The organism is Streptomyces acidiscabies, from assembly GCF_020010905.1.
Taxonomy (GTDB): domain Bacteria; phylum Actinomycetota; class Actinomycetes; order Streptomycetales; family Streptomycetaceae; genus Streptomyces; species Streptomyces acidiscabies.
Genome location: NZ_JAGJBY010000001.1, coordinates 2,846,030 through 2,869,150 on the forward strand (window position 1 = coordinate 2,846,030; position 23,121 = coordinate 2,869,150).

General features: G+C 71.2%; 19 protein-coding genes. 15 read left to right on the top strand and 4 right to left on the bottom strand.

All coding sequences use genetic code 11. The annotated features are described in order from the left end of the window. Positions 1 to 119 precede the first annotated feature (119 nt). The 4 genes from J8M50_RS13340 to J8M50_RS13355 form a co-directional block, all read right to left on the bottom strand. Complete coding sequence (locus tag J8M50_RS13340) at positions 120 to 2,621, bottom strand: transglutaminase TgpA family protein (protein ID WP_010350421.1); 2,502 nt, start codon at positions 2,619 to 2,621, stop codon at positions 120 to 122. Beyond that, complete coding sequence (locus tag J8M50_RS13345) at positions 2,618 to 4,135, bottom strand: DUF58 domain-containing protein (protein ID WP_223786207.1); 1,518 nt, start codon at positions 4,133 to 4,135, stop codon at positions 2,618 to 2,620. Before J8M50_RS13345 ends, J8M50_RS13340 begins: the two co-directional genes overlap by 4 nt. After that, entirely contained in the window at positions 4,135 to 5,148 is a 1,014-nt protein-coding gene (locus J8M50_RS13350; RefSeq protein ID WP_010350419.1) for an AAA family ATPase, read from the bottom strand. The genes J8M50_RS13345 and J8M50_RS13350 overlap by 1 nt, the downstream gene beginning before the upstream one ends. Before the next feature lie 234 nt (positions 5,149 to 5,382). Continuing rightward, entirely contained in the window at positions 5,383 to 5,934 is a 552-nt protein-coding gene (locus tag J8M50_RS13355; RefSeq protein WP_010350418.1) for a beta-class carbonic anhydrase, read from the bottom strand. A 353-nt stretch (positions 5,935 to 6,287) separates the two neighbouring features. On the opposite strand from J8M50_RS13355, the gene rsmH reads away from it, so the two are divergent. From rsmH to J8M50_RS13430, 15 genes are all read left to right on the top strand, one after another. Beyond that, entirely contained in the window at positions 6,288 to 7,244 is a 957-nt protein-coding gene (gene rsmH, locus J8M50_RS13360) for a 16S rRNA (cytosine(1402)-N(4))-methyltransferase RsmH (protein WP_010350417.1), read from the top strand. A 196-nt stretch (positions 7,245 to 7,440) separates the two neighbouring features. After that, on the top strand, positions 7,441 to 8,157 hold the full coding sequence (ftsL, locus tag J8M50_RS13365) for a cell division protein FtsL (RefSeq protein ID WP_010350416.1): 717 nt from the start codon (positions 7,441 to 7,443) through the stop codon (positions 8,155 to 8,157). Positions 8,158 to 8,162: 5 nt separating this feature from the next. After that, complete coding sequence (locus tag J8M50_RS13370; RefSeq protein ID WP_029183366.1) at positions 8,163 to 10,133, top strand: peptidoglycan D,D-transpeptidase FtsI family protein; 1,971 nt, start codon at positions 8,163 to 8,165, stop codon at positions 10,131 to 10,133. A gap of 43 nt (positions 10,134 to 10,176) precedes the next feature. Continuing rightward, on the top strand, positions 10,177 to 11,811 hold the full coding sequence (locus J8M50_RS13375; protein WP_010350414.1) for a UDP-N-acetylmuramoyl-L-alanyl-D-glutamate--2,6-diaminopimelate ligase: 1,635 nt from the start codon (positions 10,177 to 10,179) through the stop codon (positions 11,809 to 11,811). Between the two features lie 4 nt (positions 11,812 to 11,815). Next, entirely contained in the window at positions 11,816 to 13,225 is a 1,410-nt protein-coding gene (locus tag J8M50_RS13380) for a UDP-N-acetylmuramoyl-tripeptide--D-alanyl-D-alanine ligase (RefSeq protein WP_010350413.1), read from the top strand. Next, the gene (gene mraY / locus J8M50_RS13385) at positions 13,225 to 14,295 is read left to right on the top strand and encodes a phospho-N-acetylmuramoyl-pentapeptide-transferase (RefSeq protein WP_010350412.1); all 1,071 of its coding nucleotides are present in this window, start codon (positions 13,225 to 13,227) and stop codon (positions 14,293 to 14,295) included. The genes J8M50_RS13380 and mraY overlap by 1 nt, the downstream gene beginning before the upstream one ends. Then, positions 14,277 to 15,692, top strand: coding sequence for a UDP-N-acetylmuramoyl-L-alanine--D-glutamate ligase (murD, locus tag J8M50_RS13390; RefSeq protein ID WP_040835259.1), 1,416 nt, complete (start codon positions 14,277 to 14,279; stop codon positions 15,690 to 15,692). Before mraY ends, murD begins: the two co-directional genes overlap by 19 nt. A 65-nt stretch (positions 15,693 to 15,757) precedes the next feature. After that, on the top strand, positions 15,758 to 17,110 hold the full coding sequence (ftsW, locus tag J8M50_RS13395; RefSeq protein WP_029183365.1) for a putative lipid II flippase FtsW: 1,353 nt from the start codon (positions 15,758 to 15,760) through the stop codon (positions 17,108 to 17,110). A gap of 6 nt (positions 17,111 to 17,116) precedes the next feature. Continuing rightward, positions 17,117 to 18,205 carry an undecaprenyldiphospho-muramoylpentapeptide beta-N-acetylglucosaminyltransferase gene (gene murG / locus J8M50_RS13400; protein WP_010350408.1) on the top strand — a complete coding sequence of 363 codons (1,089 nt, stop codon included), beginning with the start codon at positions 17,117 to 17,119 and terminating at the stop codon, positions 18,203 to 18,205. A gap of 22 nt (positions 18,206 to 18,227) precedes the next feature. Then, positions 18,228 to 19,028, top strand: coding sequence for a cell division protein FtsQ/DivIB (locus J8M50_RS13405; protein WP_010350407.1), 801 nt, complete (start codon positions 18,228 to 18,230; stop codon positions 19,026 to 19,028). A gap of 279 nt (positions 19,029 to 19,307) precedes the next feature. Further along, positions 19,308 to 20,501 carry a cell division protein FtsZ gene (ftsZ, locus tag J8M50_RS13410; RefSeq protein ID WP_010350405.1) on the top strand — a complete coding sequence of 398 codons (1,194 nt, stop codon included), beginning with the start codon at positions 19,308 to 19,310 and terminating at the stop codon, positions 20,499 to 20,501. Further along, a complete protein-coding gene (gene pgeF, locus J8M50_RS13415; protein ID WP_029183364.1) occupies positions 20,498 to 21,226 on the top strand; it encodes a peptidoglycan editing factor PgeF in 729 nt (242 codons plus the stop codon). The genes ftsZ and pgeF overlap by 4 nt, the downstream gene beginning before the upstream one ends. Positions 21,227 to 21,232: 6 nt before the next feature. Continuing rightward, positions 21,233 to 21,952: a YggS family pyridoxal phosphate-dependent enzyme gene (locus J8M50_RS13420; RefSeq protein ID WP_010350401.1), complete on the top strand. Its 720-nt coding sequence runs from the start codon at positions 21,233 to 21,235 to the stop codon at positions 21,950 to 21,952. A gap of 129 nt (positions 21,953 to 22,081) precedes the next feature. After that, entirely contained in the window at positions 22,082 to 22,720 is a 639-nt protein-coding gene (locus J8M50_RS13425) for a cell division protein SepF (protein ID WP_010350400.1), read from the top strand. Positions 22,721 to 22,791: 71 nt separating this feature from the next. Beyond that, positions 22,792 to 23,076 (top strand): YggT family protein, encoded by a 285-nt coding sequence (locus tag J8M50_RS13430; protein WP_010350399.1) that lies wholly within the window; start codon positions 22,792 to 22,794, stop codon positions 23,074 to 23,076. Positions 23,077 to 23,121 lie beyond the last annotated feature (45 nt).

Sequence of the window (23,121 nt, forward strand, 5' to 3'; positions counted from 1 at the left end):
TGGCCCCCTCAGTCGTACGTGTCAGGGGCGTCGAGCAGCAGCCCAAGTCGGGCAGCAGCCCAAGAGGAAGGGCCGCTGCGGTGTCCGGAGACACCCCGCAGCGGCCCTTCCCGCGCCTCTCAGCCTCCTTGCTGCTGCCCCCGCCGGCCCCACGGCGCCCGCTGCGCCAGGTCGGCCCAACGGGTCGCCCACGACGCCTTCGTGGCCGTCCAGCGGTCCATCAGGTCCCACATCGCCCGGACGGCGGAACGGGGAGCGACGAAGGCGCGCAGGCGGACCGGCCAGGTCGCCCGGGTGCGCAGGGCGGCGCGGACCGCGCGGGCCTCGTCCGCCAGACCGGCCTCCGCGCGGGGGTGCGGTGCGAAGAGGACCTGCTCCACCGCGCCGGCCACCCGGTGCACGGACCGCGCCGCGGGCTCCTCCAACTCGCCGAGCTCGACGATCCGCGCGGCGGCCCGCCGAGGCGTGAGCGCGTCGTCCGGCGCGATGCCGAAGTCCCACGCCGTGTCCGTCAGCTCCCGCCACACCGCCAGGACATGCGCGACAGCGGCCTCACCGGCCCGTACGGAGGGGTCCTCACCCGGCGCCAGCGGATCACCCACAGCGCCCTGGGGCCCCGCGCGGTCCCGGCCGGGACCGGCCCCGGCGTGCTGCGCCGACGCCAGCCGCACCGACCGCCTGCGCAGCCGCCACAGCATCGGCAGCGACGGCACCGCGATCACCAGCACGGCCAGCAGCGACCACCAGGCCAGCTTGTACCAGGGGGTGCCCCCGTCGCCGCCCGCCGCCGAGCCCGCCGGCAGCGCGCTCGCGCAGCCGTTCTCCTTGCGCTGCGCCGCCGAGCAGCTCGCGTTCGCGGAGGGCGCCGCCGAGGGCGCCGCGCTCGCCGAGGGCGAGATCTCCGGCGCCGCCGGAACCGTCGTCTCCGAGGAGTCGGGCAGCGTGTACGACGGCGTCGAACCCCGCGTCGGCGTCGGCTCGAACCGGGTCCAGCCGATGCCCTCGAAGTACAGCTCCGGCCACGCGTGCGCGTCCTTCAGGCTCACCTGGACCGTGCCGTTCCCCTGCGGGGTGCCCGGCGCGAAGCCGACCGCGACCCGCGCCGGGATGCCCAGCGTCCGGGCCATCGCCGCCATCGCGAACGAGTAGTGGACGCAGAAGCCCTGCTTGTCCCGCAGGAACTTGGCGATCGCGTCCGGACCCGTCCCGACGTCGACCTGGGTGTCGTACTGGAAGCCGCCCGTCACCGCGAAGTAGTCCTGGAGCGCGACCGCCTTCGCGTAGTCCGTCTCCGCGCCCCGGGTGATCTGCCGGGCCTGCTGCCACACCACCGACGGCAGCGAGGACGGCACCTCCGTGTAGTCGCCCAGGATCGACGCGCGCGCCTCGGGCGCCGCCGCGAGCTGCTCCGCCGTCGGCTGCACCTCCAGGCTGCTCACCTGGTACGTCAGACCGCGCGTGTTCTGGCCGTGGTCCCCGACGAGCGTCATGCCCTCCGGCTCGAACCGCCAGTTCCCGGCGATGCGCACCCCGCTCGGCGGGTACGGCATCGGCAGCCAGTCCTGCGCGTACCAGTCGGCGGCCGTGACCTGGGTGGTGACCTCCGCGCGCTTCACGTCCGAGCGCAGGCCCACCGGCGTCGGGAAGTCCTTGGGGACCTCCTGGATGCGCTTGCGGGACGGGCGCCAGGTCGTGCCGTCGAAGTCGTCCAGGGAGACGATCCGCAGGTACATGTCCGACAGGTCGTTGGAGTTCGTCCGCAGCGTCAGGACCGTACGGTCCTGGTCGACGTTCAGGCTGTCGCGCAGCGACACCAGCGGGTTGACCGCCGAGATCGTGCCCCCGCTGCCCGTGCCCGCGCCGACTCCCGTGCCCGTGCCGTCCAGCAGGCCGCCCTGGATCGCGGGGATCGGCAGCAGCGGTACCACCAGGGCGACGCCGAGCGCGGCCATGCCGATCCGCCGCCCCGTGCGCACCGGGGCCACCGGGCCCTCCGCCGCGCCGGGACCGCCCGGCCCGCGCGGGGCGCCGCCGAAGACGCGGCCCCACTGGGAGAGCCGCTCACGGCCCTCGGCGAGCAGCAGCATCAGATAGCCGGCCGCCGCGACCAGGAACCACAGCCAGTCCGTGCCCCCCTCGGACAGGCCCGCCGCCACCGAGTACAGGGCCAGCAGCGGCAGTCCGGCCGGGGCCGCGTTGCGGAACGTCACCGCGAGGGTGTCCACCATCAGGCCGATCACCAGGACCCCGCCGATCAGCATCAGCCGGATGCCGTCGGACAGCGGGGCCGGGATCGCGTACCGGCCCACGTCGTCCCCGCCCGCCTGGAACAGGTCCGCGAAGCGCGTGATCGCCTCCGGGCCCGGGACGATTCCCGCGAGGGCCTGCTCGCGGGCGAAGACCAGGGTCAGCAGCAGGACCGTCACCAGCGCCTGCGCCGCCACCGTCAGCGGCCGGGCCAGCGGGACCCGGCGGGCCGCCGCGCCCACGCCCGACTGGACCAGCAGGAGCAGCACCGCCTGGAGGAACCACGAGCTGCGGTCGACCAGCGGCAGCAGGGCGGTCGCCGCCATCAGCGTCGCCGCCGCGGAGCACAGCGTCAGTCTCGCCCGCCCGCTCATGAGCCCGCCCTTCCCATCGTGCCCACCACGCCCGACCGCTCGCGGTCCGCCTGGCGCCACAGATCCTCCAGCGAGGTGCCCCTCGGGACGTTCACCGCCGTCCAGCCCGCGTCCCGCAGCATCCTCAGCCGCTCCTCCTGACCCTTCATCGGTTCGGACCCGCCGTTCGGTTCACGGCCCGGGGCACGGCTCCAGGAGTCGTTGTCGATGAGGAACGCGATCGCTCCTCCGCTGCGCTGGCGCATCTTCGCGGCCACCGCCGCCTGCTCCTCGTCCAGATCGCCGAGGAACGCGACGAGGAGGCCCTCGTTGCCGCCGCGCAGCACGTCGTACGCGCGCGAGAGGCCCGCGCCGTCGGAGTGGTCGACCACCGCGAGGGTGTCCATCATCAGGCCGGCCGCCTCGGCGGACTCGCCGCCGCCCACGAAGCCCTCGGTGCCCTCGCCGGGGACCGAGCTGCCGGTGTCGGTGAGGAGGCGGACGGTGAAGCCGCGCTCCAGCATGTGCGTCAGGACCGACGCGGCGCCCGAGACCGCCCACTCGAAGGGCGCGTCGGGGCCGACGCCGTCGTACGCGATGCCCCGGGTGTCCAGCAGGACCGTGCAGCGGGCGCGCTGCGGCTGTTCTTCGCGGCGGACCATCAGCTCGCCGTAGCGGGCCGTCGAGCGCCAGTGGACGCGGCGCAGGTCGTCGCCGTAGCGGTAGCCGCGCGGGATCACGTCGTCCTCGCCGGCCAGCGCGAGCGAGCGCTGACGGCCTTCGCCGTACCCCTTCGCCTCGCCGCTGAAGCGGACGGAGGGGAGAGGGTCGACGCGGGGGATCACCGTCAGGGTGTCGTACGACGAGAACGAGCGGGTCAGCTCGCACATGCCGAACGGGTCGGACAGGCGCAGCTGGAGGGGGCCCAGGGGGTAGCGGCCCCGCAGGTCGGAGCGGACCCGGTAGGAGACCTCGCGTCTGCCGCCCGCCTCGACGCGGTCCAGGACGAAGCGCGGGCGCGGGCCGAGGACGTACGGCACCCGGTCCTGGAGCATCAGCAGGCCGGTCGGCATCCGCGACACGTTGTCCATGCGCAGGTGCACACGGGCCTCGCTGCCGGCCGGCACGCGCGCGGGGGACAGCCTGCGGCTGCCCGCCACCCGGTACCGCGTCCGGTACAGCACCGCCGCACAGATCAGCGGCAGCACCGCGAGCAGCAGCCCGACCCGCAGCAGATCCGGCTGCCCGAGCACGTACGCGCAGATAGCCGCGGCTATCCCGGCGGCGAGGAACGACCGCCCGCGCGTGGTGAGCCCGGCGAGCGCGGTCCGCACCCCGCCTTTCTCCCCCGGCTTGCCGTCGCCATGGCCACCCGAGGCGCCCGCCGGACGCCCGCTCGCGGTCGCCCCCGCGGACCCGTACGCCGGTGGCGCGGCAGGCCGCTCGGGATACCCGCCCGAGGCGGGCGCCCCGGCGAAACCGCCCGGCGAGGCCCCCGCAGGGAACCCGCCGGGTGTCGGTCCTCCAGGCGTCATCACAGGCCCCGCGAGCCGTACGGCTGGCCGTAGTCGCGTTGCTGCTGGGGGGCGGCCGGGACCGGGGTGCGCTGGAGGATCTCCTCGACGACCTGTTCCGAGGAGCGCCGGTTGAGCTGGGCCTGGGCCGTGGGGAGGAGACGGTGGGCGAGGACGGGGACCGCGAGGGACTGGACGTCGTCGGGGAGGGCGTAGTCGCGGCCCGAGAGGGCGGCGGTGGCCTTCGCCGCGCGCAGCAGGTGGAGCGTCGCGCGCGGGGAGGCGCCCAGTCTGAGGTCGGGGTGCGTGCGGGTGGCGCCGACCAGGTCCACGGCGTACCGCTTGACCGCCGGGGCGACATGGACTCCGCGCACGGCGTCGACGAGCTTGACGATGTCGTGCGCGTGCGCGACCGGCTGGAGGTCGTCCAGGGGGCTCACCCCGCCGTGCACGTCGAGCATCTCCAGCTCGGCCTCGGGGCTCGGATAGCCGATGGACACGCGGGCCATGAAGCGGTCGCGCTGCGCCTCGGGCAACGGGTAGGTGCCCTCCATCTCGACCGGGTTCTGGGTCGCGACGACCATGAACGGGCTCGGCAGCTCGTACGACTGCCCGTCGATGGTGACCTGGCGCTCCTCCATGGACTCCAGGAGCGCGGACTGGGTCTTCGGCGAGGCGCGGTTGATCTCGTCGCCGATCACGATCTGCGCGAAGATCGCGCCCGGCTTGAACTCGAAGTCACGGCGCTGCTGGTCCCAGATGGACACCCCGGTGATGTCCGAGGGCAGCAGGTCGGGGGTGAACTGGATGCGGCGCACCGAGCAGTCGATGGACTTCGCCAGGGTCTTGGCGAGCATCGTCTTGCCGACGCCGGGGACATCCTCGATCAGCAGATGCCCCTCGGCGAGCAGCACGGTCAGCGCGAGTCGTACGACCTCGGGCTTGCCCTCGATCACCCCCTCCACCGACCCGCGGACCCTGTCCACGGTGGTGGTCAGATCAGTGAGGCTCGCTCGTTCGTCATAGGTCGTCACCCGGCCCTCCTCGGCCCGTACTGTTCCGGGCCCGCCGCTGTCGTGCGAACCGGCCCACCCCGAATCACGGACGCCGCCCCCGGAATGTTCGGCTCGGCGCCCTCACCGCATTCTTGCCGCCGTTACCGATTCGTGTCACTCGGCTGTGGATAACTGTCGGAGATATGTCCTGGGCTGCGGCTTTTGCCGGTAATGGTGACAGGAAGTTGACAGGGCGGGGACCCCGTACTCGCCCTATCGGGCCGGGTCGATCTCGCGCAGCAGACCCGTCTTCACGTCGAAGACGAAGCCTCGCACATCGTCGGCGTGCAACAGGAACGGAGACGTGCGCACCCGCTGCATGGACTGCCGGACGTCCTGGTCGACGTCCCGGAACGCCTCCACCGCCCACGCGGGACGCTGGCCGACCTCGTCCTCCAGCTCGGTGCGGAATTCCTCGGTGATCTGCTCCAGGCCGCAGCCGGTGTGGTGGATCAGGACGATCGAGCTGGTGCCCAGCTTGCGCTGGCTGATGGTGAGCGAGCGGATCACGTCGTCGGTGACCACACCGCCCGCGTTGCGGATCGTGTGACAGTCGCCCAGTTCGAGGCCGAGCGCGGCGTGCAGGTCGAGACGGGCGTCCATGCAGGCCACGACCGCGACACGCAGGACGGGGCGGGCGTCCATGCCCGGGTCGGTGAACGCCGAGGCATAGCTCTCGTTCGCCTGTACCAGCCGGTCGGTGACCGTGCCGCCGTGAGGTATGGCGCCTTCGGATTCTGCCGATACGGATGCGGAAGTCGTCATATCTATAACGGTACTGGTCACCCGCGTTCCGGTCCCGTTGTGAGAAGGGAAAATGAGGGTCATCGCACCCTCGGTGTGAGGTAAGCCACAAGGGTGAGCGGGTGGGGGCCCAAAGGGTGATTTCTCGCGGTACGCGGCTTCACGCGCGCGTGGGTCCGCGACGCGCAGGCCGGTTGATTGACCGTGAGACAGCGTGGACTAAAGTGACGCGAAGCGGGAGGCGCGGCAGCGGAGGCTCTCCCTGCCGACTCGAACCCGAGAAACTTCCCCGTGGGACCCCGGCCCGGCCGCTCGTGGTCTCCCCGCGTGCGCGGCGCGTACGTACGGGCCCCGCCGGTAACTGAGAGGGCCCCTTGAGCAACAGCCGACACGTCCCCGTGATGCTCCACCGGTGCCTGGACATGCTGGCACCAGCGCTTCAGGAGCCGGGAGCGGTCGTCGTCGACTGCACGCTCGGACTCGGCGGACACAGCGAGGCCCTGCTGGAGCGCTTCCCCGAGGCCCACCTCGTCGCCCTCGACCGCGACAAGGAGGCCCTGCGCCTGTCCGGCGAGCGTCTCGCGCCCTTCGGCGAGCGTGCGACCCTCGTCCACGCCGTGTACGACGAACTCCCCGACGTCCTCGAACGCCTCGGCCGCCCGCGTGTACAGGGCGTCCTCTTCGACCTCGGCGTCTCCTCCATGCAGCTCGACGAGGCCGACCGCGGCTTCGCGTACGCGCAGGACGCGCCCCTCGACATGCGCATGGACCAGACGACCGGCATCAGCGCCGCCGAGGTCCTCAACACGTACCCCGGCGGCGAACTGGTGCGCATCCTGCGCGCGTACGGCGAGGAGAAGCAGGCCAAGCGGATCGTCTCGGCCGTCGTACGCGAGCGCGAGAAGGAGCCGTTCACCAACAGCGCGCGGCTCGTCGAGGTGATCCGGGGCGCGCTGCCGCAGGCCGCGATGCGGACCGGCGGGAACCCCGCCAAGCGGACCTTCCAGGCGCTGCGCATCGAGGTCAACGGCGAGCTGTCGGTGCTGGAGCGGGCGATCCCGGCGGCCGTCAAGTCGCTGGCCGTGGGCGGGCGGATCGCCGTCCTGTCGTACCACTCCCTCGAAGACCGCCTGGTCAAGCAGGTGTTCGTGGCCGGCGCCGCCAACACCGCGCCGCCCGGGCTGCCGATCGTGCCCGAGCGTTACCAGCCCCGGCTCAAGCTGCTCACGCGCGGTGCCGAACTTCCCACCGAGGAAGAGATCGCCGAGAACCGCCGGGCCGCCCCCGCGCGGCTGCGGGGCGCCGAGCGCATCAGGGAGGACGTGGGGTGAGCCGGTCAGGGACCGTGGCGGTCGGCCGATCGCCCGTGGGCGTCCCGCGTCCTGACGGGGAGTCGGGTGGGTCCGCGACGGGACTCGCGAGGGCCGCGCGGAGTTCCCGGGACAGGCCGATTCACACATCTGAGCGACTCGGGCCGGTTCGTGCATCTTCGCGGAGGCTTCGGACGTCCTACTGGGTGGAGGCGCTATGAGAACGGGACTCAAGGGACGACTGGCCGGGCTGCTGCCGGCCGGAGGCGGTGCGCAGGCCGGGCGGACACCGTTCGTGCTGCTGGTCGTCGTCCTGCTGGGCGGCGGGCTGATCGGCCTGCTGGTGCTCAACTCCGCGCTCAGCGAGGGCTCGTTCCGGATGGACGACCTCCAGAAGGAGACCAAGAGCCTCACCGACGAACAGCAGGCGCTCCAGCGGGACATCGACTCCTACTCGGCGCCCGACGCCCTCCAGAAGCGCGCCCGCGAACTCGGCATGGTCCCCGGCGGCGACCCCGCCTTCCTCCAGCCCGACGGCACCGTCAAGGGCTCCCCCTCGGCCGCCGCGCAGCCCTCCGGGGCACACGCGCGTGAATCCGTACAGCCCCCCGAGGCGATCACGCTGTCGCAGACGAACCAGAACGCGGCGGACCCGAACGCGACAGGCGGGCTCCCGGCCGGCCAACTCCCCACCGGCCAGAGCCAGACCCCCGGCACCCAGGCGAATCAGCCGGGCTACGCGGGGCAGACGCCGAACCAGCCGACTCAGCCGAACCAGCCCGGCCGGCCACTCGTCCAGGCGAACGAGCCGAACCAGTCGGGCCAGCCGCCCCAGTCCGGACAGACCGGTCGGACCGGCACCACGAGCCGGCCCGACCGGACAGCCCAGGCCCCCGCCGCCCAACCCCCCGCCCCCACAACCCCCGGCAGGTGACGGAAGTGTCCGACAGGGAACCGCCCCGCCGAGTCCCCGGCCCCGCCCGGCCCCCCCGCCCCGCACAGGGCGCCCCACGCAGGCCGGGACAGAGCCCCGCCCGCCCGCCCGTACGGCGCCCCGCGCCCCCCCGCCCCCCAACCGCTGGCAAGACCCTGCGCCTCGGCAGCCCGAGGCCCCGCCTGCGGCTGGTCGGCCTAGCCCTCGGCCTCGTCCTGAGCGCCTTCGTCGTCCGCCTCCTCCAGGTGCAGGCGGTCGACGCGAGCACGTACACCGCGAAGGCCGAGCAGAACCGGTACGTCGGACAGGTGCTCGCGGCCGAGCGCGGCGAGATCACCGACCGCAGCGGCGTCGCCCTGGCGACCAGCGAGGACGCGTACGACATCACCGCCGACCCGACGATGTTCTCGGCGAAGGAGCTGAAGATCGACGACGGCCCCGAGCAGGCCGCAGCGCTCCTCGCGCCGATCCTCGGCCAGGACCAGGCCGACCTGGTCAAGAAGCTCCGGCCGAAGAACTCGGCCTCCCGCTACGCGAAGCTGGCGTCCCGTCAGACCCCGCAGGTCTGGAAGCAGATCCGCGACCTGCGGGCGACCCTCGCGGGCAAGGCCAGCACCGACAAGACGGCCGTGAACGTGCTGGGCGGCGTCTTCGCGGTCCCCAGCAGCAAGCGCGTGTACCCCAACGGCGACCTCGCCGCCGGGATACTGGGCTGGGTCAACGCGGAGGGCGTCGGCGGGGGCGGCGTCGAACAGCAGCTGAACAAGCTCCTCGCGGGCAAGGACGGCAAGATCCGGTACGCCCAGTCCGGCGGGCGGCAGGTGCCGACGGCCGGGTCGACGGAGACGCCCGCCGTACCCGGTTCCGACGTCGAGCTGACCATCGACCGGGACATCCAGTGGGCCGCGCAGAACGCGATCACCGAGCAGGTCCAGAAGTCGAAGGCGGACCGGGGCTACGTCATCGTCCAGGACACGCGCACCGGCGAGATCCTCGCCATGGCCAACTCCCCGGGCTTCGACCCGAACGACCTGTCCTCGGCGACCTCGGCGAACATGGGCAACGCGGCCGTCCAGGACGCCTACGAACCCGGCTCCACCGCGAAGGTCGTCTCGATGGCGGCGGTCCTGGAGGAGAACGCGGCGACGCCGCTGACCAAGGTCACCGTCCCGAACCGGCTGCACCGCGGTGACCGGCTCTTCCAGGACGACATCGACCACCCGACCTGGTACCTCACCCTCAACGGCGTCCTCGCCAAGTCGTCCAACATCGGCACCATCCTCGCCACCGGACAGCTCGGCACGACCCAGCCCGAGGCGAACCGGGCCCTCTACTCCTACCTGCGCAGGTTCGGGGTGGGACAGCCCACCGGGCTCGGCTTCCCCGGCGAGACGCGCGGCATCCTCGCGCCGGCCGCCGACTGGTCGACCTCGCAGCAGTACACGATCCCCTTCGGTCAGGGCATGTCCGTCAGCGCCCTCCAGGCGGCCTCCGTGTACTCGACGATCGCCAACGGCGGCGTACGCGTCGAACCGACGCTCGTGCGCGGCACCGAGGGCCCCGACGGCCGGTTCACCCCCGCGCCCGCGCCCCAGACCTCACGGGTCGTCAGCGAGAAGACCGCCAAGACCCTGAGCCAGATGCTGGAGTCCGTGGTCGACGACCGGGAGGGCACCGGTGCCAAGGCCCGCATCCCCGGCTACCGCGTCGCCGGGAAGACCGGCACCGCCAACCGAGTCGATCCCGTCACCGGCACGTACAAGGGGTACACGTCCTCCTTCGCGGGCTTCGCGCCCGCCGACAACCCACGCGTCACCGTCTACTGCGCCATCCAGAACGCGACGAAAGGCAGCTACTTCGGCGGCCAGATCTGCGGACCGATCTTCAAGCAGGTCATGGAGTTCGCCCTGAAGACCCTCCAGGTCCCGCCGACGGGGGCGAAGCCCGCCAGCCTGCCGGTGACGTTCACGCCATGACCCCGTCCCTCCCGTTCAGCGCCGAACAGCCAGGAATCAGCCCGTGACCATGATCACTCCCGACCCGGGGAACCACCCTCCGCCCCCGTCCTCGCTTCGCTCCGGAGCGGGTCGGCCCGGTACGCTCACCGCCGTGCCACACGCTGATCAGTCCCGAAACCACCAGACACCCCGGCCGCAGCAGGTCACCGCGACACCCCTCGCGGACCTCGCCGACCGGCTGGGCGCGCGACGGCAACACGCAACAGCCGAGAGCGCTGCCGAGGTCACGGGCATCACCCACGACTCGCGCGCCGTCCGCCCCGGCGACCTGTACGTCGCCCGCGCGGGCGAGCGCACGCACGGCGCCGACTTCGTCGCCCAGGCCGCCGCCCAGGGCGCCGCGGCCGTCCTCACCGACCCGGCGGGCGCCGACCGCGCCGCCGCGACCGGCCTCCCGGTCCTGGTCGTCGACGACCCGCGCGCGCGGATGGGCGAACTGGCCGCCGACGTCTACGGCCGGCCGGCCGAGGCCCTGCTGAAGATCGGCATCACCGGCACCTCCGGAAAGACCACCACCGCCTACCTCGTCGAGGGCGGCCTGAAGGCCCCCGCCGGCCTCATCGGCACGGTGGAGACCCGCATCGGCGACGAGCAGATCAAGTCGGAGCGCACCACCCCCGAGGCCACCGACCTCCAGGCCCTCTTCGCGGTCATGCGCGAGCGCGGCGTCGAGTCGGTCGCCATGGAGGTCTCCAGCCACGCCCTGTCCCTCGGCAGGGTCGACGGCGTGGTCTTCGACGTCGCCGTCTTCAACAACCTCAGCCCGGAACACATGGAGTTCCACTCCGACATGGAGGACTACTTCCGGGCCAAGGCCACCCTGTTCACGGCGGCGCGCAGCAGGCGAGGGGTCGTCAACTACGACGACGCGTACGGCCGCAGGCTCGCCGCCGAGGCCGAGATCCCGGTCGTCACGTTCTCCGCCGAGGGCGACCCGGACGCCGACTGGCGCGCGGTGGACGTCCACATCGGCGCGATGGACTCGCACTTCACGGTTGTCGCCCCCGACGGGACGCGGCTCGCCGCCAGGTCCCCGATCGCCGGCCCGTTCAACGTGGCCAACAGCCTCGCCGCGATCGTCGCGCTCGCCGAGGCCGGGATCGACCCGCGCGCCGCCGCCGAAGGCGTCGCCGGGGTGCCCGGCGTGCCGGGGCGCCTGGAGCGGGTGGACGCGGGACAGCCGTACCTCGCGGTCGTCGACTACGCGCACAAGACGGACGCCGTCGAGTCGGTGCTCAAGGCGCTGCGCAAGGTCACCAAGGGGCGGCTGCACATCGTGCTCGGCTGCGGCGGCGACCGGGACGTCACCAAGCGCGCGCCGATGGGCGCCGCGGCGGCCCGGCTCGCCGACACGGCTGTACTGACCTCCGACAACCCCCGCTCCGAGGACCCCCTCGCGATCCTCACCGCGATGCTCGACGGCGCGGCCTCCGTGCCCGCGCACGAGCGCGGCGAGGTGCTGCTGTTCGAGGACCGGGCCGCCGCGATCGAGGCGGCCGTGGGCCGCGCGCACGCGGGGGACACCGTGCTGGTCGCGGGGAAGGGCCACGAGCAGGGCCAGGACATCGCCGGCGTGATCCGTCCCTTCGACGACCGCCAGGTGCTTCGCGAAGCTATCCAGAAGACCCAGGGATGAACTTGTGATCGCCCTCTCCCTCGCCGAGATCGCTGAAGTCGTCGGCGGGCAGATTCACGCCATACCGGATCCGTCCGCGCGCGTCACCGGACCCGTCGTCCGCGACTCCCGCGAGGCCGGCCCCGGCAGCCTCTTCGTCGCCTTCGTCGGCGAACGTGTCGACGGCCACGACTACGCGCGCCAGGTCGTCGACGCGGGCGCGGTCGCCGTCCTGGCGTCCCGGCCGGTGGACGCGCCCGCGATTGTCGTGGACGACGTCCAGACGGCTCTCGGCGCCCTCGCCCGGCACGTCGTACGGCAGTTGGGCGCGACCCTCGTCGCGCTGACCGGCTCGGCGGGCAAGACCAGCACCAAGGACCTCATCGCCCAGGTGCTCTCCAGCCACGCCCCGACCGTCTTCACACCCGGTTCGCTCAACAACGAGATCGGGCTGCCGCTGACCGCGCTGAGCGCCTCCCAGGACACCCGGTTCCTCGTCCTGGAGATGGGTGCGCGAGGCATCGGTCACATCAAGTACCTCGCCGAACTGACGCCCCCGAAGATCGGCCTCGTCCTCAACGTCGGCACCGCCCACATCGGCGAGTTCGGCGGCCGTGAGCAGATCGCGCAGGCCAAGGGCGAACTCGTGGAAAGCCTCCCCCCGGCCGCGGAAGGCGGCGCCGCGATCCTCAACGCGGACGACCCCCTGGTCCGGGCCATGGCCTCCCGTACGACGGCGAAGGTGGTCCTTTTCGGCGAGAGCGACGAAGCGGACGTACGCGCCGAGAACGTGCGACTCACGGACAGCGGACAGCCCTCCTTCAGGCTTCGCACACCCTCCGGTGCGAGTGACGTGACCATGCGCCTGTACGGTGAGCACCACGTGTCGAACGCGCTCGCCGCCGCCGCCGTCGCCCATGAGCTGGGCATGTCCGCAAGGGAGATCGCTGAGGCGCTCTCCGGGGCGGGCACCCTCTCCCGCTGGCGGATGGAGGTCACCGAGCGCCCGGACGGCGTGACGATCGTCAACGACGCCTACAACGCGAACCCCGAGTCCATGCGAGCGGCCCTGCGCGCGCTCGTGGCCATGGGCAAGGGGCGGCGGACCTGGGCGGTGCTCGGCAAGATGGCCGAGCTCGGGGACGAGGCGCTCGCCGAGCACGACGCGGTCGGACGGCTCGCCGTCCGGCTCAATGTCGGCAAGCTCGTCGCGGTCGGCGGCCGGGAGGCCGCCTGGCTGCAACTGGGCGCATACAACGAGGGTTCGTGGGGTGAGGAGTCGGTGCACGTGTCCGACGCACAGGCGGCTGTCGACCTGTTGCGCAGCGAGTTGCGCCCGGGGGACGTCGTACTCGTGAAGGCGTCCCGATCGGTCGGTCTGGAGAGTGTCGCCGAGGCGCTGCTCGCCGCTGAGGGCGAGGTTTCCGCCCGATGATGAAACAGGTCCTGTTCGCGGGAGTCATTGGTCTGTTCCTGTCGCTGGTCGGCACCCCGCTGCTGATCAAGCTGCTGGCGCGCAAGGGGTACGGCCAGTACATCCGTGACGACGGCCCGCGCGGGCACGCCAGCAAGCGCGGTACGCCGACCATGGGCGGTATCGCGTTCATCCTCGCGACGGTCGCCGCCTACTTCGGCGCGAAGATCATCGCCGGCAAGCCCCCGACGTACTCGGGTCTGCTGGTGCTCGGCCTGATGGTCGGCATGGGGCTGGTCGGCTTCCTGGACGACTACATCAAGATCGTCAAGCGCCGTTCGCTCGGTCTGCGGGCCAAGGCGAAGATGGCCGGACAGCTCATCGTCGGCATCGGATTCGCGGTGCTGTCCTTGCAGTTCGCGGACAACAGGGGCAATACGCCCGCGTCCACGAAACTGTCCTTCATCACGGACTTCGGCTGGTCCATCGGACCCGTCCTGTTCGTGGTGTGGGCGCTGTTCATGATCCTGGCCATGTCCAACGGCGTGAACCTGACGGACGGTCTGGACGGCCTCGCCACCGGCGCGTCCGTGCTGGTCTTCGGCGCGTACACGTTCATCGGCGTCTGGCAGTACCAGGAGTCCTGCGCCAACGGCGAGACGCTCACCAACCCCAACGCCTGCTTCGAGGTACGAGATCCCCTCGACCTCGCGGTGGTGTCGGCGGCGCTGATGGGGGCCTGCCTCGGCTTCCTGTGGTGGAACACCTCCCCGGCGAAGATCTTCATGGGCGACACCGGCTCGCTGGCCCTCGGCGGCGTGCTGACCGGCCTCGCGATCTGCTCCCGCACGGAGCTGCTCGTGGCCCTCATGGGCGGCCTGTTCGTCCTCATCACCATGTCGGTCGTCATCCAGGTCGGCTCGTTCCGCCTCACCGGCAAACGCGTCTTCAGGATGGCGCCGCTCCAGCACCACTTCGAACTCAAGGGCTGGTCCGAGGTCCTGATCGTGGTCCGCTTCTGGATCATCCAGGGCATCTGCGTCATCGTCGGACTCGGCCTCTTCTACGCGGGATGGGCAGCGGACAAGTGACCGACTGGCAGGGCAAGCACGTCACCGTCGCCGGACTCGGCGTCTCCGGCGTCCCGGCGGCCACGGTGCTGCGCGGACTCGGCGCGGAGGTCACCGTCGTCAACGACGGCGACGACGACCGCGCCCGCGCGCAGGCGGCCGGACTCCGTGAACTCGGCGTCACCGTCCGCCTCGGCGACGGCGCCACCCTGCCCGACGGCACCGACCTCGTCGTCACGGCGCCGGGCTGGCAGCCCGACAAGCCCCTCTTCACGGCGGCCCGCGCGGCCGGCGTCGAGATCTGGGGCGACGTCGAACTCGCCTGGCGCCTGCGCGGCCAGGGCGCACCGCCCTGGCTGTGCGTCACCGGCACCAACGGTAAGACGACCACCACCCAGATGCTGGCGTCCATCCTTACGGCCGCCGGGCTGCGTACGGCCGCCGTCGGCAACATCGGCGTCTCCCTGCTGGACGCGGTGAACGGCGACTACGACGTCCTCGCCGTCGAACTCTCCAGCTACCAGCTCCACTGGGCGCCCTCCCTGCGCGCCCACTCCGCCGCCGTCCTCAACCTCGCCCCGGACCACCTCGACTGGCACGGCTCCATGGAGGCGTACGCCGCCGACAAGGGCCGCGTGTACGAGGGCAACCAGGTCGCCTGCGTCTACAACGCCGCCGACAAGGCCACCGAGGACCTGGTGCGCGAGGCGGACGTCGAGGAGGGCTGCCGCGCGATCGGCTTCACCCTCGGTACGCCGGGCCCCTCCCAGCTCGGCGTCGTCGAGGGCATCCTCGTCGACCGGGCGTTCGTCGAGAACCGGCACCAGAACGCGCAGGAACTCGCCGAGGTCGCGGACGTCAATCCGCCGGCCCCGCACAACATCGCCAACGCCCTTGCCGCAGCCGCCCTTGCGCGCGCGTACGGCGTCCCCGCCAAGGCGGTCCGTGACGGGCTGCGCGCGTTCACGCCGGACGCGCACCGCATCGCCCACGTGGCCGACGTCGACGGTGTCTCCTACGTCGACGACTCCAAGGCGACCAACACACATGCCGCGCAGGCGTCGTTGGCCGCGTACGAGTCGATCGTGTGGATCGCCGGGGGGCTCGCGAAAGGCGCCGCCTTCGACGAGTTGGTGGCCGGCTCCGCCGAACGGCTGCGCGGCGTCGTCCTGTTCGGCGCGGACCGTGCGCTCATCCGGGAGGCCCTCGCGCGACACGCCCCGGAGGTACCGGTCGTGGACCTCGACCGGACCGACACTGGGGCGATGCTCCAGGCGGTGCGGGAGGCTCAGCGCCTCGCGACCGAGGGCGACACCGTTCTTCTCGCCCCGGCTTGCGCCTCGATGGACATGTTCACCAACTACAACCAGCGTGGGGACGCGTTCGCGCAAGCGGTTCGCGAACTCGCCGGCACCTGACCCGGCCGCCTGCCGGGCGACTTGGGAGGGACGCGTGGGACCGTCGACCGACAGCGGAGTACGTGATGCCCGGTAGCCGTACCGGGCGCCCGCCCGTGCAGAGGGCCGTGCGGCGGCCCGTCGAACGCAGTCCCCAGCGTCGCGACAACCCCCTCCTCCGCCTCCACACCCGCGCCCGCAAAGCCTGGGACCGGCCTCTCACCGCCTACTACCTGATCCTGGGCGGGAGTCTGCTCATCACCGTCCTCGGGCTCGTGATGGTGTACTCCGCGTCTCAGATCACCGCGTTGCAGCAGTCCCTGCCCGGGACCTTTTTCTTCCGGAAGCAGTTTCTCGCCGCGTCCATCGGGGGGTTGCTGCTGATCGCGGCGTCCCGGATGCCCGTCAAGCTGCATCGCGCGCTCGCGTACCCCATCCTCGCCGGCGCCGTGTTCATGATGGCGCTCGTGCAGGTGCCGGGGATAGGGATGGCCGTCAACGGGAACCAGAACTGGATCTCGCTCGGGGGGTCGTTCCAGATCCAGCCGAGCGAGTTCGGGAAGCTGGCGCTCGTGCTGTGGGGCGCCGATCTGCTCGCCCGCAAGCAGGACAAGAAGCTGCTCGCGCAGTGGAAGCACATGCTCGTCCCCCTCGTCCCGGTCGCGTTCATGCTGCTCGGACTCATCATGCTGGGCGGGGACATGGGCACGGCGATCATCCTGACGGCCGTGCTGTTCGGCCTGTTGTGGCTCGCGGGTGCGCCGACGCGGATGTTCGTGGGGGTGTTGTCGGTGGCCGGCCTGATCGGGTTCATCCTGATCAAGACGAGCGCCAACCGCATGGCCCGCCTCCAGTGCATCGGCGCGACGGACCCCAAGGCGGGACCGGTCGACTGCTGGCAGGCGGTGCACGGCATCTATGCCCTCGCGTCGGGCGGCATCTTCGGTTCCGGCCTCGGCGCGAGCGTGGAGAAATGGGGCCAACTCCCCGAAGCGCACACCGACTTCATCTTCGCCGTCACCGGTGAGGAACTGGGCCTCGCGGGGACGCTGTCGGTCCTCGCCCTCTTCGCGGCTCTAGGCTATGCGGGTATCCGCGTGGCCGGACGCACGGAGGACCCCTTCGTCAGGTATGCCGCGGGAGGCGTGACCACCTGGATCATGGCCCAGGCCGTGATCAACATCGGTGCGGTGCTCGGCCTGCTGCCGATCGCCGGTGTCCCCCTCCCGCTGTTCTCCTACGGGGGGTCGGCCCTGCTGCCGACCATGTTCGCCATCGGGCTGCTGATCGCGTTCGCGCGTGAGGATCCCGCTGCGCGGGCGGCGCTTGCGATGCGGCAGACCCGTTCTGCCAGAAAGCGGGGCGGGGGCCCTCGGGAACCCCGGAGATGGAACACGATGCGACGGCGTGCCCCGGCACGTACGTCCGGAGAGCGGTGAATTTCGGTGCATGTCGTACTCGCAGGCGGAGGGACCGCCGGCCACATCGAGCCCGCGCTCGCCCTCGCGGACGCGCTGCGCAGGCAGGACCCGACCGTGGGCATCACGGCCCTGGGGACGGAGCGCGGCCTGGAGACCAAGCTCGTCCCGCAGCGGGGTTACGAACTCGCGCTGATCCCGGCCGTACCGCTGCCCCGCAAGCCCACTCCGGAGCTGATCACCGTCCCGGGCCGGCTGCGCGGCACCATCAAGGCGGCCGAGCAGATCCTGGAGCGCACCAAGGCGGACTGCGTGGTCGGCTTCGGCGGGTACGTCGCCCTGCCCGGCTACCTGGCCGCCAAGCGCCTCGGTGTGCCGATCGTCATCCACGAGGCCAACGCGCGCCCCGGCCTGGCCAACAAGATCGGCTCCCGGTACGCCGCCCAGGTCGCCGTCTCCACGCCCGACAGCAAGCTCAGGGACGCCCGCTACATCGGCATCCCGCTGCGCCGCTCCATCTCCACCCTGGACCGCGCCGCGGCCCGCCCCGAGGCGCGCCACATGTTCGGCCTCGACCCGAACCTGCCGACGCTGCTGGTCTCCGGCGGTTCGCAGGGCGCCCGGCGGCTCAACGAGGTCGTCCAGCAGGTCGCGCCGTGGCTCCAGCAGGCCGGGATCCAGATCCTGCACGCGGTCGGCCCGAAGAACGAACTGCCGCACGTGCAGCAGATGCCGGGGATGCCCCCGTACATCCCGGTAAGTTACCTGGACCGGATGGACCTCGCGTACGCCGCGGCCGACATGATGCTCTGCCGCGCGGGCGCGATGACCGTCGCCGAGCTCTCCGCCGTCGGACTCCCGGCCGCCTACGTCCCGTTGCCCATCGGCAACGGCGAACAGCGGCTGAACGCCCAGCCGGTGGTCAAGGCCGGTGGCGGACTGCTGGTCGACGACGCGGAACTGACGCCGGAATGGGTCCGGGAGACCGTCCTGCCCGTCCTCGCCGACCCGCACCGGCTGTACGAGATGTCGCGCGCGGCCAGCGAGTTCGGCCGCCGGGACGCGGACGACCTGCTCGTCCGCATGGTGTACGAGGCGATCGCCTCGCGCCGCTAGGCGTATCGAGAAAGGTCAGGCAGTGGCCGGAGGACCCTCCACCGTCGAGCGCGGTACGGAACGTCGGCAGGGACCCCCCGGCCCGCCCCTCGTCCGCCGCCTGGGCCCGCGCAGGCTCCGCGTGATCGTCATCGCCGCCGTCGCCGCCGTCCTCCTCGGGGCGGGCGGCGTCTGGGTGTTGTACGGCTCCCCGTGGCTGCGCGTCGAGGACGTCTCGGTGTCGGGTACGGACGTCCTGACGCCGCAGCAGGTCCAGGACGCGGCTCAAGTCCCGCTGGACACACCGCTGGTGTCGATCGACACCGACGAGATCGCGGCACGCCTGGAGCGGGCGCTGCCGCGCATCGGCGAGGTGGACGTGGCCCGTTCGTGGCCGCACGGCGTCACGGTCGAGGTGACCGAGCGGACCCCGGTCCTGCTGATCCGGCACGGCTCCGGCTACACCGAGGTCGACGACGAGGGCGTGCGGTTCGCGACGGTCCCTCAACCGCCGAAGGGGGCGCCCCTGTTGGAGCTCTCCCTCGCGAACTCCGGTTCGACCGCCGCGAGTCTGCGCCGTTTCGGCGAGGACCGCCTCGTCCGCGAGGCGGTCCGCACGGCCGGCAGCCTTCCGGCCGGAGTGCTGAAAACCACAAAAACCGTCAAAGTTCGTTCGTACGACGATATTTCACTCGACCTGACGGATGGTCGCACCGTCGACTGGGGGAGCGCCGAGAAGGGCGCGGCGAAGGCCCGTACGCTCAGTGCTCTCATGAAAGCCGCGCCGGACGCCCGGCACTTCGACGTGAGCGTCCCCACCGCCCCTGCGTCATCGGGGAGTTGACGCACATATGCGCAGGCCAGCACCCTGGTTGGGCAGCGACATGGCTGATCACATAGGGTGAAAAGAAAAACGGGAGGTTCGGCGTGTTCGTTGAACGGGCGCCACTTGTCGACTTAGTGTCCTGTTCGGAAGACTCCAAGGAACAGACACACTGGTAACCCTAAACTTCAGCGTTAGGGTTCGGGTCGGCGCTACGGACCGTCCCATTCGGCATCCGTCGGCGGGGTTCGGACAACCGGGCAACGACGACAACGTAATTCGAGGCGAGAGGCCTTCGACGTGGCAGCACCGCAGAACTACCTCGCAGTCATCAAGGTCATCGGTGTCGGCGGCGGTGGTGTCAATGCCATCAACCGGATGATCGAAGTCGGTCTCAAGGGCGTCGAGTTCATCGCGATCAACACCGACGCGCAGGCGCTGTTGATGAGCGACGCCGACGTCAAACTGGACGTCGGCCGCGAACTCACCCGAGGACTGGGCGCAGGCGCCAACCCGGCCGTCGGCCGCAAGGCCGCCGAGGACCACCGCGAGGAGATCGAGGAGGTCCTCAAGGGGGCCGACATGGTCTTCGTGACGGCCGGCGAGGGCGGCGGCACCGGCACCGGTGGCGCACCCGTCGTCGCCAACATCGCGCGCAACCTGGGCGCCCTCACCATCGGCGTGGTCACCCGCCCGTTCACCTTCGAGGGCCGCCGGCGCGCCAACCAGGCCGAGGACGGCATCGCGGAGCTGCGCGAAGAGGTCGACACCCTCATCGTCATCCCCAACGACCGGCTGCTGTCCATCTCGGACCGCCAGGTCTCCGTCCTCGACGCCTTCAAGTCGGCCGACCAGGTCCTGCTCTCCGGCGTCCAGGGCATCACCGACCTCATCACCACCCCGGGCCTGATCAACCTCGACTTCGCCGACGTCAAGTCCGTGATGTCCGAGGCCGGTTCGGCGCTCATGGGCATCGGCTCGGCCCGCGGCGACGACCGCGCGGTGGCCGCCGCCGAGATGGCCATCTCCTCGCCGCTCCTCGAAGCCTCCATCGACGGCGCCCGCGGTGTCCTGCTCTCCATCTCCGGCGGCTCCGACCTCGGCCTGTTCGAGATCAACGAGGCCGCCCAGCTGGTCTCCGAGGCCGCCCACCCCGAGGCGAACATCATCTTCGGCGCCGTCATCGACGACGCCCTCGGCGACGAGGTCCGCGTCACCGTCATCGCGGCCGGCTTCGACGGCGGCCAGCCCCCGGCCCGCCGCGACAACGTGATCGGCTCGGCCTCCACCCGCCGCGAGGAGCCCGCGCCGGCCAGTCGGCCCGAGTCCCGCCCGTCCTTCGGCTCGCTCGGCAGCGTGACGCCGAAGGAGGCCCCGGAGCCCGCTCCGGAGCCGGTCGCCGACCTGCCCCCGCTGAGCCCGCCGGTCCCGCCGTCGCGGACCTACTCGGACAGCGCCGCCGAGGAACTGGACGTACCGGACTTCCTGAAGTGATAGGACAGCGCGAGAGCGTGCGCGGCGCGCACTTTGCCTTCACCGACCGGTGGGGCGGGGTGAGCGCCGCTCCGTATGAGGAGCTCAACCTCGGCGGCGCGGTCGGCGACGACCCCGCCGCCGTGCGGACCAACCGCGAACTGGCCGCCAAGTCGCTCGGGTTGGACCCGGCCGAGGTGGTCTGGATGAACCAGGTCCATGGCGCTGGTGTCGCGGTGGTGATGGAAGCCTGGGGCGACAAGCCGGTACCGGAAGTGGACGCTCTCGTGACCACCCGGCGTGGACTCGCCCTTGCCGTTCTCACCGCCGACTGCGTGCCTGTTCTGCTCGCCGACCCGGTCGCCGGTGTCGTTGCAGCGGCCCATGCAGGTCGGCCCGGGATGATCGCAGGAGTCGTCCTCGCCGCCGTACGCGCGATGACGGAACTCGGCGCCGAGCCGGACCGGATCGTCGCCCGCACCGGACCCGCCGTCTGCGGCCGGTGTTATGAGGTGCCGTCGGACATGCGCGCCGACGTCGCCGCGCTCGAACCGGCGGCGTACGCCGAGACGAGCTGGGGCACTCCCGCCGTCGACGTCGCCGCCGGGGTGCACGCGCAGCTGGAGCGGCTCGGGGTGCGCGACCGGGCGCAGTCGCCGGTGTGCACGCTGGAGTCGCACGACCACTTCTCGTACCGTCGCGACGGCGCCACAGGGCGACTCGCGGGATATGTCTGGCTGGGCTGATGGGGCATGACGGACCGTAAGGACGAACTCGCCGGGAATCTGGCGAAGGTTGAGGAGCGCATCGCGCGCGCGTGCGCGGATGCCGGGCGGGCCCGGTCGGAGGTGACGCTGATCGTCGTCACCAAGACCTACCCGGCGAGCGATGTGCGGATGCTGTCGGAACTCGGTGTGCGCCATGTCGCCGAGAACAAGGACCAGGACGCGGCGCCCAAGGCCGCCGAGTGCGCCGACCTCCCGCTGACCTGGCACTTCGTCGGGCAGTTGCAGACCAACAAGGCACGTTCCGTGGTGGGTTACGCGGATTTCGTACAGTCTGTCGACCGGGACCGGCTCATCGTCTCGCTGTCGAGTCAGGCCGAGAAGGCCGGGCGCGAGGTGGGGTGCCTGATCCAGGTCGCGCTGGACGCGGGGGTGAGCGGCCGGGGCGAGCGCGGGGGCGTGGGGCCGGGCGGGATCGGGGAGTTGGCCGCACTCGTCGCGGCCTCGCCGGGGGTGCGGCTGGACGGGCTGATGACCGTCGCTCCGCTGACCGGTGAGTACGCCGGGCGTGAACGGGCAGCGTTTCAGCGGTTGATGGATTTGTCGACCGACCTGCGCCGAAGTCATCCGGCTGCCACCATGGTGTCAGCGGGGATGAGTGCGGACCTTGAGCAGGCCGTGGCGGCCGGGGCGACACATGTGCGCGTCGGCAGTGCGGTACTCGGAGTCCGTCCTCGGCTCGGGTAACGTCGCCAGGAAGTCGGACCACAGTAGAAAATATGGTCATTACCCGCCAGGAGGCGGACACAAGGGCCACGTGGATCGCGGGACTTGGCAGTCGTCAACCGATCCACCACAGAGCGGAGGACTCAGAGCATGGCCGGCGCGATGCGCAAGATGGCGGTCTACCTCGGCCTCGTGGAGGACGATGGGTACGACGGCCGGGGCTTCGACCCCGATGACGACTTCGAACCCGAGCTGGACGAACCCGAGCGCGACCACCGGCGGCACGAACCGTCGCACCAGTCGCACAACGCACATCAGTCCCAAAGGGACGAAGAGGTGCGAATCGTCCAACCCCCCGCCCCTCGTGAGCCGGTGGTCCGCGCGGCGGCGGTGACCGCGGAATCCGGACGTCCCGCGCGCATCGCGCCCGTGGCGTCCATCACACAAGAACGTCAGTCCCTGGAGAAGAACGCGCCGGTGATCATGCCCAAGGTCGTGTCCGAACGAGAGCCTTACCGGATCACCACGCTTCACCCGCGGACCTACAACGAGGCCCGTACCATCGGGGAACACTTCCGTGAGGGCACCCCGGTGATCATGAACCTCACCGAGATGGACGACACGGATGCGAAGCGACTTGTCGACTTTGCCGCCGGTCTGGTGTTCGGTCTCCATGGCAGCATCGAGCGGGTGACACAGAAAGTGTTCCTGTTGTCTCCTGCTAACGTCGATGTCACGGCGGAGGACAAGGCCCGTATCGCAGAGGGCGGGTTCTTCAACCAGAGCTGAGACGCACCACCGGATTTACCCGGCAAGACAAGACAGAGCACGCGTAAGCAGGGGAGAGGGAAGCACCGAACATGGGCGTGGTCCTGAACATCATCTACATCGCGCTGATGGTCTTCCTCATCGTGCTCATCTTCCGGTTGGTCATGGACTACGTCTTCCAGTTCGCCCGCTCGTGGCAACCCGGCAAGGCGATGGTGGTCGTTCTGGAGGCCACCTACACTGTCACCGATCCACCGCTCAAGCTTCTTCGGCGGTTCATCCCGCCGTTGCGTCTCGGGGGCGTGGCGCTCGACCTGTCCTTCTTCGTACTGATGATCATCGTCTACGTCCTGATCTCGATCGTGATCCGGCTGTGAACGATGTGACCTACCGTCTTGCCGATGCCGAAGACAACGTTGAGG

Bases quoted from the DNA above. Each gene is read 5' to 3' on its own strand.
- J8M50_RS13340 (WP_010350421.1), bottom strand. From the start codon at position 2,621: ATGAGCGGGCGGGCGAGACTGACGCTGTGCTCCGCGGCGGCGACGCTG.
- J8M50_RS13345 (WP_223786207.1), bottom strand. From the start codon at position 4,135: ATGACGCCTGGAGGACCGACACCCGGCGGGTTCCCTGCGGGGGCCTCG.
- J8M50_RS13355 (WP_010350418.1), bottom strand. From the start codon at position 5,934: ATGACGACTTCCGCATCCGTATCGGCAGAATCCGAAGGCGCCATACCT.
- ftsL (WP_010350416.1), top strand. From the start codon at position 7,441: ATGAGAACGGGACTCAAGGGACGACTGGCCGGGCTGCTGCCGGCCGGA.
- mraY (WP_010350412.1), top strand. From the start codon at position 13,225: ATGAAACAGGTCCTGTTCGCGGGAGTCATTGGTCTGTTCCTGTCGCTG.
- murD (WP_040835259.1), top strand. From the start codon at position 14,277: ATGGGCAGCGGACAAGTGACCGACTGGCAGGGCAAGCACGTCACCGTC.
- ftsW (WP_029183365.1), top strand. From the start codon at position 15,758: ATGCCCGGTAGCCGTACCGGGCGCCCGCCCGTGCAGAGGGCCGTGCGG.
- J8M50_RS13420 (WP_010350401.1), top strand. From the start codon at position 21,233: ATGACGGACCGTAAGGACGAACTCGCCGGGAATCTGGCGAAGGTTGAG.
- J8M50_RS13425 (WP_010350400.1), top strand. From the start codon at position 22,082: ATGGCCGGCGCGATGCGCAAGATGGCGGTCTACCTCGGCCTCGTGGAG.
- J8M50_RS13430 (WP_010350399.1), top strand. From the start codon at position 22,792: ATGGGCGTGGTCCTGAACATCATCTACATCGCGCTGATGGTCTTCCTC.